Annotated in this window: 14 protein-coding genes; all 14 read right to left on the bottom strand. The window is 42.1% G+C overall.

All coding sequences use genetic code 11. From position 1 onward, the window contains the following. Positions 1-2: 2 nt before the first annotated feature. The 14 genes from pgeF to murD all read right to left on the bottom strand — a co-directional run bounded on the left by pgeF (position 3) and on the right by murD (position 13,220). Positions 3-827, bottom strand: coding sequence for a peptidoglycan editing factor PgeF (gene pgeF / locus ISX45_RS02950; RefSeq protein ID WP_194519934.1), 825 nt, complete (start codon positions 825-827; stop codon positions 3-5). Between the two features lie 90 nt (positions 828-917). Then, positions 918-1,160, bottom strand: coding sequence for a YlmC/YmxH family sporulation protein (locus ISX45_RS02945; protein WP_181555006.1), 243 nt, complete (start codon positions 1,158-1,160; stop codon positions 918-920). 105 nt (positions 1,161-1,265) lie between these two features. After that, positions 1,266-2,045, bottom strand: a complete 780-nt coding sequence (gene sigG / locus ISX45_RS02940) for an RNA polymerase sporulation sigma factor SigG (protein WP_181555007.1) — start codon at positions 2,043-2,045, stop codon at positions 1,266-1,268. A 113-nt stretch (positions 2,046-2,158) separates the two neighbouring features. Then, complete coding sequence (gene sigE, locus ISX45_RS02935; RefSeq protein WP_194519933.1) at positions 2,159-2,878, bottom strand: RNA polymerase sporulation sigma factor SigE; 720 nt, start codon at positions 2,876-2,878, stop codon at positions 2,159-2,161. Between the two features lie 51 nt (positions 2,879-2,929). Further along, complete coding sequence (gene spoIIGA, locus ISX45_RS02930; protein WP_194519932.1) at positions 2,930-3,853, bottom strand: sigma-E processing peptidase SpoIIGA; 924 nt, start codon at positions 3,851-3,853, stop codon at positions 2,930-2,932. Positions 3,854-4,396: 543 nt separating this feature from the next. Further along, complete coding sequence (gene ftsZ / locus ISX45_RS02925; RefSeq protein WP_181555010.1) at positions 4,397-5,530, bottom strand: cell division protein FtsZ; 1,134 nt, start codon at positions 5,528-5,530, stop codon at positions 4,397-4,399. Positions 5,531-5,557: 27 nt separating this feature from the next. Further along, on the bottom strand, positions 5,558-6,838 hold the full coding sequence (ftsA, locus tag ISX45_RS02920; RefSeq protein ID WP_181555011.1) for a cell division protein FtsA: 1,281 nt from the start codon (positions 6,836-6,838) through the stop codon (positions 5,558-5,560). A 112-nt stretch (positions 6,839-6,950) separates the two neighbouring features. Next, the gene (locus ISX45_RS02915; protein ID WP_181555012.1) at positions 6,951-7,313 is read right to left on the bottom strand and encodes a small basic family protein; all 363 of its coding nucleotides are present in this window, start codon (positions 7,311-7,313) and stop codon (positions 6,951-6,953) included. Position 7,314: 1 nt separating this feature from the next. Further along, positions 7,315-8,037, bottom strand: a complete 723-nt coding sequence (locus ISX45_RS02910; protein WP_228485614.1) for a DUF881 domain-containing protein — start codon at positions 8,035-8,037, stop codon at positions 7,315-7,317. A gap of 39 nt (positions 8,038-8,076) precedes the next feature. After that, the gene (locus tag ISX45_RS02905; protein WP_181555013.1) at positions 8,077-8,778 is read right to left on the bottom strand and encodes a DUF881 domain-containing protein; all 702 of its coding nucleotides are present in this window, start codon (positions 8,776-8,778) and stop codon (positions 8,077-8,079) included. After that, a complete protein-coding gene (locus ISX45_RS02900; protein ID WP_194519931.1) occupies positions 8,759-9,544 on the bottom strand; it encodes a cell division protein FtsQ/DivIB in 786 nt (261 codons plus the stop codon). Before ISX45_RS02900 ends, ISX45_RS02905 begins: the two co-directional genes overlap by 20 nt. Before the next feature lie 156 nt (positions 9,545-9,700). After that, positions 9,701-10,612, bottom strand: a complete 912-nt coding sequence (gene murB, locus ISX45_RS02895) for a UDP-N-acetylmuramate dehydrogenase (RefSeq protein ID WP_181555015.1) — start codon at positions 10,610-10,612, stop codon at positions 9,701-9,703. A 122-nt stretch (positions 10,613-10,734) separates the two neighbouring features. Further along, positions 10,735-11,835: a stage V sporulation protein E gene (spoVE, locus tag ISX45_RS02890; protein WP_181555016.1), complete on the bottom strand. Its 1,101-nt coding sequence runs from the start codon at positions 11,833-11,835 to the stop codon at positions 10,735-10,737. Between the two features lie 44 nt (positions 11,836-11,879). Further along, the gene (gene murD / locus ISX45_RS02885; RefSeq protein ID WP_407649742.1) at positions 11,880-13,220 is read right to left on the bottom strand and encodes a UDP-N-acetylmuramoyl-L-alanine--D-glutamate ligase; all 1,341 of its coding nucleotides are present in this window, start codon (positions 13,218-13,220) and stop codon (positions 11,880-11,882) included. Positions 13,221-13,223: the final 3 nt, after the last annotated feature.

Here is a 13,223-nt window from a genome sequence, read left to right as displayed (position 1 = left end):
GATCATTCCTCCCTCCTGCCGATAAACGCCATCATTCTTCCTGTCTTACCGTTATCACGGCGATGTGAGAAAAATAAATGATCTGTACAACTTGTACAGTAATGCGAAAGGTAAATTTGTTCTTCACGGATCCCCGCTTTTATAAGCAATACCTTGTTTAGCTCTTTTAAATCAAGAGCATATTGTCCTACACTGATAAGACGATAAGGAACAGAGTTAGTTTCACCTAAGACATTGTTCACGAGGTGAATGACACGATCGTCGACGATATAGCAACATGAACCAATGGACGGGCCAATCGCTACATAAATATCATCAAAAGAAATATGCTCACGTTCGTTCCAAAGGCGAACCATTTTCCCCGCAATATTTTTTACGGTTCCTTTCCAACCCGCATGCGCGAGACCAATCATATTTTGTTTCGGTGCGATAAAATAAAGGGGAACACAATCAGCAAAACATAACGTTAGCAGCACTCCTGCTTCGTCTGTATACAATCCGTCCGTACCCGCAATGGCGGAATGATAATCGACAACTCCTTTTCCTCCATCGCTTTTCGTCACTTTTTCAATACGCGAATCGTGTGTTTGCTCACAACAAACCCACCGTTCTAACGGAAACTGTAACAAATTCGCTAATGTTTGACGGTTGTGACGAACAGAAGAGACAACATCGCTGACATGCAAGCCTAAATTGAACGTGGCGAACGGCTCATCACTTATTCCTCCATGTTTCGTTGTAAAGCCAGCGACAACCTCTTGGCTCAATTTGCTCCAATTCTGTAATAAAAGGAGCTCTTCCCCAGTTCGTTGAAAAATCTCCGACATGATCGTCATCCTCTTATTTGCGTTTTTTGTAGGTTTTTATCACTTTTTTTCCTATTTTATCATAGTTTGCTTAAACTTGATAATCATTATTTATTCACTTTCGTTTAAACGAACTAAAATCACATCCGCACCAACCTTCACAATATTGCTCCACGGAATGACTGTTTCCTCTTCGCGACCGAACAAACCAAGAACTTTTCCTGTTCCTAAAATAATTAGCGATTCAATTTGACCTGTTTGTAAATTAATATCAATATCGCCGATGTTTCCTAATTTTTTGCCGTTTGCGACATTGACAACATCTTTTGTTTGAAACTCAGAAATTTTTACCATAAAAATCCCCCGCTTTTCTCCTCTTTATATCTTACTATATGATTTTTCTTCGGTTGTTCATGACTTGATAAAAAAGAAAAGAGCTGCTCTTACAAGAACAGCTCCTTATACTTGAATATTTTTATTCATTTGGCGAATCGCCGCTTTTTCCAATCGCGACACCTGTGCTTGGGAAATGCCAATTTCTTCGGCTACTTCCATTTGCGTTTTCCCTTGGAAAAAGCGTTTGCGAATAATCATTTTTTCTCGTTCATTTAATCGACGCAATCCTTCTTTTAAAGCAATTTCCTCGATCCATTGACTATCGCGATTGCGTTCATCACTCAATTGATCCATCACATAAATCGGGTCGCCGCCGTCGTTGTAAATCGGCTCAAATAACGATACCGGATCTTGAATCGCGTCTAAGGCAAAGACGACTTCTTCGTGGGAAACCCCGAGTACTCTGGCAATTTCCTCAGCTGTCGGCTCTTTCGCTGTTTCCCCCATTAATTTTTCACGCACTTGCAGCGCTTTGTAGGCAATATCGCGCAACGAGCGGGAGACGCGAATCGGATTGTTGTCTCGCAAATAACGGCGAATTTCTCCAATAATCATCGGTACCGCGTACGTAGAAAATTTTACATTTTGGTTTAAATCAAAGTTATCAATCGATTTCATAAGTCCGATACATCCTACTTGAAACAGGTCATCCACAAATTCACCACGGTTGTTAAACCGTTGAATGACGCTTAACACAAGTCGTAAGTTTCCGTTGACGAGCTTCTCTCTTGCCTCTAAATCGCCTTCATGCATTCGTTTAAAAAGCTCTCTCATTTCTTCATTGTTTAATACTGGAAGCTTTGATGTGTCTACACCACAAATTTCAACCTTGTTTCTTGTCAAGTCTTTCCCTCCCATCAGGAGATGCTGTCAATTTTCAGTATCTCCTTAGGAAGGAAAAATATGCACATTCCCTATTGCCAGAAAAAAGAGACAATAAGAATTGTCCACTCCAATTACATCATTTTATTGAATTCTTTCCGCAATCGTTTAATAATTCGCTTTTCAAGCCGGGATATGTAAGATTGCGAAATGCCAAGCAAATCAGCAACATCTTTTTGCGTCTTTTCTTCTCCACCAGAAAGACCGAAGCGCAGTTCCATAATTTGTTTTTCACGCTCACTTAATTGATGGAGTGCATTTAATAATAAATGACGATCGACATTGGCTTCGAGATCTTTTGTAATGACATCATCTTCTGTTCCCAGTACATCGGATAACAATAGCTCATTTCCGTCCCAATCGATATTCAGCGGCTCATCAAACGATACTTCGGAACGCACTTTGTTATTTCGACGCAAATACATCAAAATTTCATTTTCGATACAGCGCGATGCGTATGTCGCCAGTTTAATTTTTTTCTCGGGATTGAACGTATTGACAGCTTTGATGAGCCCAATCGTGCCGATGCTAATTAAATCTTCGATATTAATACCTGTATTCTCAAATTTGCGCGCAATATAGACGACAAGCCGCAAATTGCGTTCAATTAAAAGCGAACGCGCCGTTTCATCACCGGATGGGAGTTTTTTCAGCAGCATCTCTTCTTCTTCTTTCGTCAGCGGCGGCGGCAGCGCCTCACTTCCACCGATATAGTAAATTTCATCGGTCTTCACGCCTAATTTCATAAGCAACTTATACCAGAAATAAACGATGCGAAGTTTCCACGTTTTCATGAAAATCCCCCTTCTAATTTGACAAAACGTGAGTATGATATAGTAACGAACTTATGAAGCGGTTAACCGTTTTCCTGTTTGCACCATTTTCGGATGCACAATGCATTGATATTCCCCATCTGCTGATAAACTCGCTTCATTCAATCCAACAAGCCCTTTTTGTACCTCGATCCACTCGTTTTCATAGCAAATCATAATACGGTCCGGTCTTACAGCTACTAAAAACTGTTGCTCTTTGCCGACAGCACGATACGGAATAAGACGTAGTCGGCATGACCATTTTCCTAGATGCTCATCATCAAGCCAAGCAAAATTTCGCGCTGACATCATTGTTAATAACCGTTCTGGAAATATTGCTTTGACCTTATCGATTTCCACAATCATGACAGGCGTTTTCGTCATGGGATCGTAGAGCTGATTGCCGCTGTCAATAAGCCCTTTTAATGGAATATGAGTCCCATCAAAAGTGAGCAATACATCAACGATGCTATCAAACCGCAGCTTTTTCTCACGTATTCCCTCAATACGCTTTCGTGAAAAAAACCATAAAATCGGAAACCCGACCAATACAAACAGCCAGCTAACAGGGTCTCCGGCTCCCATTGAATACGTAGTCATCACTCCTGAGGAGACGTTTACCTCATTTTGTAAAAAATAATGGATCGCTATCAAACCACCTCCTACCATAAACGTCGCAAAATAAAACGTAAATACATTTTCTAAAAAATAACGAAATCGCTTAAAGCCAAACGCCGTATAAACAATGAAAAAGGAAAACAGAAGTTTAATAAACGGTTGCTGCGCATATAATGAGAATGGAGTAAACATGAATAACACAAGAAGTGAACCGATAAAGGCTCCGGCTATGATTCTCCAAAACACGATGTTCCGTTTTAACATAATGGCCGTCAACCAGAGCAATAAACTATCAAAACAAAGATTTAATAACCATATGACATCTAAATAAACGGACAATCGGACAGCCTCCCTTTAGCGACAAACAAAGCCAAACAATTTCTGAAAATAGTATATAGTACATCTTACTGGAAAGTCTGTCAATTTATGATGGAGAAAAACAGAATCTTTTGTCAAAGAATAAGAAAAGCGGCGGCCCAATTTCTCCTATAAACTCTCCACATCCTAGTCGACAAACGACGAAATGCTGCCGTCCCAGTTCCGCGATGACCAAATGCTTTCGTCCACAGAAATGCTTTCACTTCAAGGGAGAAGATTTTGACACAAGAGCGATTGATAAAACAACTGAGGAAAGTTATTTTCCAGACACCGCGCCTGCATGACTTAGCGAAGAAGCTGATTCAAGCAGTAGATACGCTGCGGAGCTAGACAGTTCTCTTCAAAAAGAGAAGCAAGATTTAGCAGCAAAAGCGCCGCGTTCCGCTCTTGGAACTCGGTGTTTTTCATGTTCGAAGAGCTTGTCGTTCGGCACACACAGTGTATGGTGCAACAATGCTTCAAAAAAGAAAAGAGCACGAATCATAATGATTCATGCTCTTTTGCTTAACGACGACGGTTCCGATTGCGGAGGAAAGCTGGAATGTCAAGAGGATCCTCCACTTGCGACGAGCGGAGTGAAGCATAATCTTGTGCCGGTTCATCCCGCTTCTCACGCTTGACGCTTACTGTCGTTTTTGGCGCTGTGCCAAGTCCGGAACGAAGCGGACGTGATTGTGCTGTTTCAGTTTCGTTAAATCCCGTCGCAATGACCGTAACGACGATTTCATCTTTTAAGTTTTCGTTGATGACAGAACCGAAAATCATATTGACATCTTGGTCGGACGCGGATGCCACAATATCCGCAGCTTCCTGCACTTCATATAGACTTAAGTTAGTACCACCAGTAATATTCATCAGCACACCTTGTGCTCCGTCAATAGACGTTTCTAGTAGCGGGCTTGAGATCGCTTTTTTCGCCGCTTCTGCCGCCCGATTTTCTCCGCTGGCAATTCCGATTCCCATGAGAGCGGAACCTTTGTTTGACATGATCGTTTTCACATCAGCAAAGTCAAGGTTAATGAGTCCCGGTACGGCAATTAAATCAGAAATGCCTTGCACCCCTTGACGAAGTACATTGTCAGCCTCGCGGAACGCTTCTAACATCGGCGTATTTTTATCCACAATCTCCAATAAGCGATCGTTTGGAATGACAATCAATGTATCCACCGCTTCTTTCATAGCAGCGATTCCGCTTGCTGCTTGGGTAGCGCGCTTCCGTCCTTCAAACGTAAACGGACGAGTAACAACACCGACCGTTAATGCCCCTAAATCGCGCGCAATTTGCGCAATAACAGGGGCTGCGCCGGTCCCTGTTCCGCCTCCCATTCCTGCGGTAACAAACACCATATCAGCGCCTTTTAACGCTTCCTCAATTTGCTCTTTACTTTCTTCAGCCGCTTTTTTCCCTACTTCCGGATTTGCTCCTGCCCCTAAACCGCGCGTTAATTTTGCGCCAATTTGTAGTTTCGTAGGAGCTTTTGATAAATTTAACGCTTGTGCATCTGTGTTAACAGCGATAAACTCGACACCTTGTACACCATGTTCAATCATTCGGTTTACAGCGTTGTTTCCACCGCCGCCAACACCGATGACTTTAATTGTTGCTAACTGATCAACAGTAGTGTCAAACTCCAACATGACAAAATCCTCCCAATAATTCAATCTCTATTCAAAGAAATAGCCGAAAAATTTTTTTACTTTTTGCCCTAAATTCTCGTCTTTCGCCTTTTGTTTCGCTTTAGATGGCTGCTGTTTTTGTGGCCGTTTTTCTGCCGATTCTGCTACGGCTGCCGCAACAGGAATCGAGCGACCTTGTAATCTCGCTTGACGATAGGCAAACTTAATGAGCCCGACTCCTGTTGTATACTGTGGATCACGCACACCAATATAATCTGGAATGGCAATGCGAACACTGTTATCAAGCACTATTTGTGCAAGCTCCAAAATTCCCGGCATGTTCGCAACGCCGCCCGTCAGGACGTATCCGCCCGGTAAGTCTCGAAATCCTAGTTTACGAATTTCATATTGAACCATTTGAAAAATTTCTTCAAGTCTTGCTTCAATAATATCAGCCACCTCAAGCTGACTAAATTGCTGGTGCTGATCAGTGCCAATGATTGGAACGCTAAATACTTCTTCTTCAGAAGCATGATCATAAAAGGCATGTCCATGCTTTAATTTAATTTTTTCGGCGTCTTCGGTAGACGTCCGCAAACCAATGGATAAGTCTTTTGTAATATGATCGCCCCCGACTGGCAAAACGGATGTCGCTTGGAGAAATCCTTGTTCAAAAACGGCAACAGTGGTAGAGCCTCCACCGATATCTACCAACGCAACACCTAAGTTTTTCTCATCCTTTGATAGAGCAAGTGAACCAGCGGCAAGCGGTTGTAAACAAATATCAGTAATTTCAAGCCCTGCTCTTTCGACGCAACGAAGCAAATTATGTAAAACCGTCTTTGCTCCTGTAATCATCGTCCCTTCCATCTCGAGACGCACCCCAAGCATACCGCGAGGATCGCTAATTCCGTCGAGACCATCGACAATAAATTGCTTAGGGATGACACCGATAATTTCTCGATCCGGTGGAATCGACATCACTTGTGCGGCATCCATCACACGCGCTACATCCTCGTCGGTAATTTCACGATTGGCACTAGAGACAGCGACAATACCATGGCAGTCTTGCAACTGGACATGGTTGCCCGTTACGCCAACGACGACGCGATTAATGGTTAAGCCCACCATTCGTTCCGCTTGGTCAATCGCACGTTTAATCGATTGAACCGTTTCATCTATATCAACAATCGAGCCCTTTTTGAGCCCTTCGGATTTTACATTGCCAACTCCAATAATATTCAACGATTCGTTTAACATTTCGCCAATAATAACCTTAACACTGGATGTACCGATGTCAAGACTAACAACGACTTCATTGCTGTTCATTCTGTGGCACCTCCTTTAACAAAGTGAACAATATGATGTATCGAACAGCGATGAGATGATTAGAATTTTACTCATATATTCAACATTCAAGAAACATTCCCTTTTTTCAAACTCAATTTTTTTCAGATTTTTGCCGCCTCTCCATCCATTTCGTAAGCCAAATCCGACGAATAACAGCAATGTTTTGAAACAAACGAACTCCAAAAGCAAATACAGCTGCTAAATACAAGTCTACACCAAGATGGACACCGAGAAAAGCTAAACTTGCTGCTAGAATGATATTAAAAAAGAACCCCGATATAAACACGCTTTCATCGTAACTGTTTTGCAAATGAGCACGAATGCCGCCGATCAGCGTATCAAACGCTGCCAATACAGCAATCGACAGATAGTTAGAATATTCATCGGGAACGCGCAAGTCTGTTAACAGACCCAATACAAGGCCAACGATTAAGCCGATCAGCGGAAGCCACATATTAATTCTCCTCCTTTTCGGCTTTTACCGCTTTCATATATTTCACACGCACTTGCCCTTCATACGGAGGAAGGATAACGGTCGACATCGGTTTAGAAACGGTCAACTGCAAATTTTCGATAATAAAATCATCAAGAATGTTCGACACTTGTAAATGACTATATAGCGATTGGACATCATCAGCAATGACTTTAACTTCAATCGGCAAAGACGTTAGTTTCCTATTATTCACTTTCGTTACTCCGTTTACATCGCGAATCGCCGTTGTATTAATGATACGTTCATTAGCAATCGCAATTTCTTTTGCTCCATACATGTTCAATTCATTGACGAGTCTCTTTAATAATTCGGGAGATACCGTCTCTGTAATCGGACCGACATAGTTATCGGGATAAAACGGCTCAATCGTTAGCACAAGCCCCGCTCCTTTTGCTTCTGTTAATCCGGCTTCTTGCTTTAACTCATTGACTGTTTCCTGCAGAACGGTTTCTTTACTAGTCGATTGTTTTTTCTCATAGCTATGCAGCTTTTCTTCATAATCACGAATCTCTAATAATAATCGGTGCTGCAGCTCCTGTTCCTGTTTTAAATCTTTGCGAAGTTCCCAAATATCACGCGTATCGCGCACGACCGGCTGCCTTATCGTTTGAAATTGAACCGCGAGCATAAACCCGATAATCGTTGTAATCAGCGTAAAGTGAATCATTTTTTTTCGTTCCAACAAGCTTCACCAAACTTTCCGTTTTCACCAAAACCATCACGTTTATTCCGTATGAAAAATCGGATCTAATGTAATTTCATCTTTGCTGACAATTTTCACAACAATGTTGTCATTGACAAGTTGGTCCTTCACACCCCCGGCTATATTAAGCGATGCAGTAAGCACGTCAGGGTCGCCAATGGCCGAAATGACAAAAGGAGCAGAGTGCTGGATTCCGTCTACTTCAATCACCGGTCCATTGCACATAATGTACGAGCGGTGCGAGATTCGTTGTCCATTAATGGCAATGGCTTCCGCTCCAGAGATAAGTAATTCATGAATGACTTTAAAGACATGTTGCTCATGAACGATATAGTCTGTCGCGCTTTGTTCAGAAGGAATGTAAGACGCATCTGATAGCGTCACTTCGATTCCTTTCCCTTTTACTGCGATCTTTCCCGTATACATTCGCAATTGTTCGGCTTCTTTGACTAAATCTGTATATGTCTTTTTTTCGCTCGCTAACGACTTCTCCATTTGCTGAACTTTTTGTTGTTTTTCGATTAACTCTTCTTCTAATTTACGATTTTCCTTTTGTTGCTCAATGAGCTGTTGACGATACTCGTATTCTTTTTGCCATTGTCGATCGGTGACATTTCGCTTTGTTGCTTTATCTTTAGCATATTGGTAAGAGAAAGAAATCATAAACCCTAACACGAGGCAAACAAAGGAAAGGATGACCTGTTTACCTTTCACCTTTTTCATTGTCATCCCCCTTCGTTTCGGACTCGTACGCTTTAAAATAATTGCTGACTTCCAAATGAATGACACCTTTCACATTTGGATTTAACTGCTTCACAATTGATGGATATAACACCATCTTTTTAGCAAAATTTTGTACATTTGCACTTACCTCAAATCCATCATTCATGTAGACGGTGATATGATAGCGGTCGTGGTCGCTTGGCGTATGGTGAATTTCGGAAATGGCACTCAATATGTATGAAGGGAGTTTAGCCAATTGTCCAGCGATTTCTTGAATATCTTCTCCTTCTTTCCAATTTACTAAAATCGGTGCATCGCTTGGAGCTGTTTTCGGTGCGTTTTTTACTAAAATGCGACCGTTTTCTAAAAGCGGAAAGAACGTCTGTTTATCATAAATATAAGCGATCCTTCTCCGCTCTTTGACATGTATGACAACCGTATTAGGAAACTGTTTTTCAAGATGCACTTTCTCCACTTCCGGATGGGCACTGATGTTCCGTTCAACTTGTTCGGCTTTTACTTTCCAGAAGCTTGTCCGGCTTGTCAAACCGCTAAATTCAATAAGTTGTTTGGCTGGAATATGCTTATTGCCTTTCACTTCGATATGCTTGATATTGCTTAACGGCGATTGGAAATAAATTATGCATAAAATAAGGATAAAAAAGAAGGCAATATAGATGGTTAATCGGCGATTAACTTTTTGTTTTCGCCGCTGTTTCAGCTTAGGCACCCGTTCTTCTAGAACGACGACTTTCCCTTTTTCCAAATTCGTTCACCGCTTTCCGATGCTTACTCGAAAGCAAGTCGATAAGTAACAATAAAACAAACGGCACTATTCCATGCCGTTATAGCTTTATGTTCACAGTTGTGAACAAACCTGCTTCTATTATAACACAATATGGGGAAAGAAGTGGCTCAATTTTTATGACTTTCGACCAACGATTTCTACTTCTGTCTGCAAGTCGATTCCGTGTAACTGTTTAATCGTCTTTTTCACATAGTCAATCAAATCAAGAACATCTTGAGCTTTGGCATTTCCTACATTAACGATAAAATTCGCATGCTGCTCAGAAATTTTCGCGCCACCGATCGCATATCCTTTTAGTCCTGCTTCCTCAATCAGCCTTCCTGCGTAATGCGGCAATGGATTGCGGAAAATGCTGCCCGCGCACGGATAGTTCCAAGGTTGTGTTTCGCGACGATAGTCTTTATTTTTTTGCATTCTTGCCACAATTTCTTCACGATTTCCTTGTTTTAATTGTAAAATCGCAGCAAGACAAATTCCCGGGCGCTTTGTTTGCAAAATTGAGGTTCGATAGGCAAACTCCATTTGTTCATTGGTAAGCCATTCGATCGTTCCATCAGGAAACAAAATTTGTGCTTTTTTCACTATACGGGACATATCCGAACCGTGGGCTCCAGCGTTCATATAAACGGCGCCGCCAACTGAACCCGGAATTCCACCGGCAAACTCAAGACCAGATAATCCTTGTTTACTAATGACTGTTGCTAGTCTGATCAGTGAATAGCCACCGCCAACCGTAACTTCCTCTCCCTCGACTTTCAATTCATCTAATCCTTCTCCGAGCTTAATGACAACTCCTTCTATTCCTTCATCGGAAACTAGCAAGTTCGATCCCCGGCCGATTGCCCGCCAGCTTACTTGATGTTTTTGAATAATCTCCATTGCTTTTTTTAGACTTTCGATGCTGTCCGGCTCCACAAAAATATCCGCTGGCCCCCCAACTTTCATCGTTGTATGGTTTGCTAGCGGCTCTTGTTCCTTTACCTTACCGATATTCGCTTCCAATAGCTCCGCTACTAACGGCTTCAACGATATTCTCCCCTTTCCTATCTATGTATCATCGTATCTGTTTTTTTGTGACTGTCGACCCCTGCTCACAAAAGGAGAGGGGCTTTCTCCTCAATCCATGAAATGAAGAGATTCCCCTGTTCTCAATAGCGCGCATGTTTGCTAATATTCAGCAAAACCCCAATAGCCATAAGCATCAGCGTTAACGATGAACCACCATAGCTTAAAAATGGCAGCGTAATCCCTGTTACCGGCATTAACCCTGTGACAACGCCAATATTAATCATTACTTGAATCGCAATCATCGAGATGATGCCAATCGCAAGAAAACTTCCATATAAATCAGGAGCCCCAAGAGCGATTCGTACTCCGCGCCAAAGAAGTAAGCTGAATAGTAACAGTACAAGTGATCCGCCGATGAACCCAAGTTCTTCAGCTAAAATTGCAAAAATGAAATCCGTTTGCGGTTCAGGCAAATAAAAAAACTTTTGCCGACTTTGTCCTAACCCTAGTCCAAATAATCCGCCCGGTCCAATCGCATAAAGAGATTGAATAATTTGAAACCCGCTTCCAAGTGGGTCTTCCCATGGATTCAAAAACGACGTAATCCGCTTAATGCGATACGGTGCCGATAAGACGAGGGCAGCAAATCCAGCTAATCCCAGCAGGCCTAACCCGACGAAATGACGAATTCGCGCACCAGCTACAAAAATCATCGCGATACACGTACCCACCATGACTGTTCCCGTTCCTAAATCAGGTTGCAACATAATAATCCCAAATGCGACGAACACAAGCGCTAACGCCGGGAACAAGCCATGCTTAAAAGATGTTATTTTTTTTTGATTGTCCGATAAGTATTTGCCTAAAAAAGCAATCATCGCAAGTTTCATAAATTCTGACGGCTGGATCGAGAACGCGCCGACACCAATCCAACTGCGCGACCCATTTCGCACCATCCCGACTCCGGGAATTAAGACGAGAACAAGCAGGGCAAAACAAATAATGAGTAATACTTTCGACCAGTCCCGCCATATCCAATAGTCGATGTTCATAATAAAAAACATCGCGATGATTCCGACTCCAGCAAATAAAAGTTGCCGTTTCGCAAAGAAAAATGCGTCGTGAAACTTATACTCTGCCCAAACTGCACTGGCACTATACACCATAATCAGCCCGATCGCAAGAAGCGAAAACGTAAGGACAATGAGCAAAAAATCAGGCGTAGACTTTTTCCGCGGCAATGCCCAACACCTCTGCTTTGATAAACTGTAAGGAGCATGTCTCCTTATTTCAACTTATGCACGGCGCCTATAAAAATATCCCCTCTTTGTTCAAAAGTTTTATATTGATCCCAACTTGCACATGCCGGTGACAACAAAATAACATCCCCCGGCTCGGATAATTGATAAGCAACAGGTACCGCTTTTTCCACATTATCGACATGTTTAATCGTTTCTATTCCCGCCTGTTTCGCGACACGCTCTAGTTTAGGAGCGGTTTGTCCAAATAAAATGATCGCCTTAACATTGTGCAAATAAGGGATAAGCTCATCAAACTCGTTGCCGCGGTCAAGTCCACCTGCTAAAAGAATAACAGGTTCACCTTCGAAAGCAGACAATGCTTTTTGTGTTGCAAGTATGTTCGTCGCTTTCGAATCATTGAAAAATTTTCTTCCATTGATAGTCGCTATATATTGGAGACGATGTTTCACCCCAGTAAATGTCATTAATACATGTGCGATCGTCTCATTGTCTACGCCCACTAATTTCGCTACTGAAATCGCCGCTAATATATTTTCAAGATTATGCTTTCCAGGTAGGGCAATATCCGATGTAGCAATGACAGCTTCCTCGTTCCAGTAAACCGAGCCATCTTTGATATATGCCCCATTCTCTAATATTTTTGTCGTCGAAAATAATATTTTTGTCGCATCAAAACCCTCAGCAAGTTTCATCACGGTGTTATCGTCTGCATTAACAACAGCATAATCGCTCGTTGTTTGATTTCTAAAGATGTTTCCTTTCGCTTGCACATATGCTTCTTTTGTCCCATGGTAGTCAAGATGAGCGTCAAAAATGTTCAGCAATACGGCGATGCGAGGGCGAAATTCACAAATGCCCATGAGTTGAAATGAAGATAATTCTGTAACAATCCAATTTTCCTCTCTAGCTGTTTTCGCTACCTCGCAAGCAACCGTTCCGATATTCCCTGCAATAAGGGGGTGTTTGTTCCCTTCTTTTAACATTTCATAAATTAGCGTTGTGGTCGTTGTTTTGCCATTCGAACCAGTAATGCCGATCAACGGTGCTTCAGAAATTTGGTACGCCAGCTCGACTTCCGTTATCACCCGAAGCCCTTTTTTCAATGCCTTCTCGACAATCGGGTTCGTATATGGAATTCCTGGATTTTTGACAATCAAATCAAACGGTTCATCAAGCAATTCGAGCGGATGTCCACCGCAAACGACGCGGATTCCTAATTTTTCTAATTGCTGCGCCGCTTCATTTTCCGCAAACGGCTTTTGGTCATTAACCGTTACGTTTGCACCTAATTCATGAAGCAAGCTGGCTGCAGCAAATCCGCTTTTCGCTAAACCAATGACTAACACATGTTTATTTTGATACATCGT

The organism is Thermaerobacillus caldiproteolyticus (genome assembly GCF_015326725.1).
GTDB classification, from domain to species: domain Bacteria; phylum Bacillota; class Bacilli; order Bacillales; family Anoxybacillaceae; genus Thermaerobacillus; species Thermaerobacillus caldiproteolyticus.
The sequence above is the reverse complement of the archived record's forward strand: the minus strand, read 5'-3'. Positions and strand labels throughout refer to the sequence as shown.

What these genes read in the sequence shown, in the direction of transcription:
- ftsA (WP_181555011.1), bottom strand. Translation starts at nt 6,838, where the DNA reads ATGAACAGCAATGAAGTCGTTGTTAGTCTTGACATCGGTACATCCAGT.
- ISX45_RS02945 (WP_181555006.1), bottom strand. Translation starts at nt 1,160, where the DNA reads ATGGTAAAAATTTCTGAGTTTCAAACAAAAGATGTTGTCAATGTCGCA.
- pgeF (WP_194519934.1), bottom strand. Translation starts at nt 827, where the DNA reads ATGTCGGAGATTTTTCAACGAACTGGGGAAGAGCTCCTTTTATTACAG.
- murD (WP_407649742.1), bottom strand. Translation starts at nt 13,220, where the DNA reads ATGTATCAAAATAAACATGTGTTAGTCATTGGTTTAGCGAAAAGCGGA.
- ISX45_RS02905 (WP_181555013.1), bottom strand. Translation starts at nt 8,778, where the DNA reads ATGAAAAAGGTGAAAGGTAAACAGGTCATCCTTTCCTTTGTTTGCCTC.
- ISX45_RS02915 (WP_181555012.1), bottom strand. Translation starts at nt 7,313, where the DNA reads ATGTGGCTTCCGCTGATCGGCTTAATCGTTGGCCTTGTATTGGGTCTG.
- sigE (WP_194519933.1), bottom strand. Translation starts at nt 2,878, where the DNA reads ATGAAAACGTGGAAACTTCGCATCGTTTATTTCTGGTATAAGTTGCTT.
- ftsZ (WP_181555010.1), bottom strand. Translation starts at nt 5,530, where the DNA reads ATGTTGGAGTTTGACACTACTGTTGATCAGTTAGCAACAATTAAAGTC.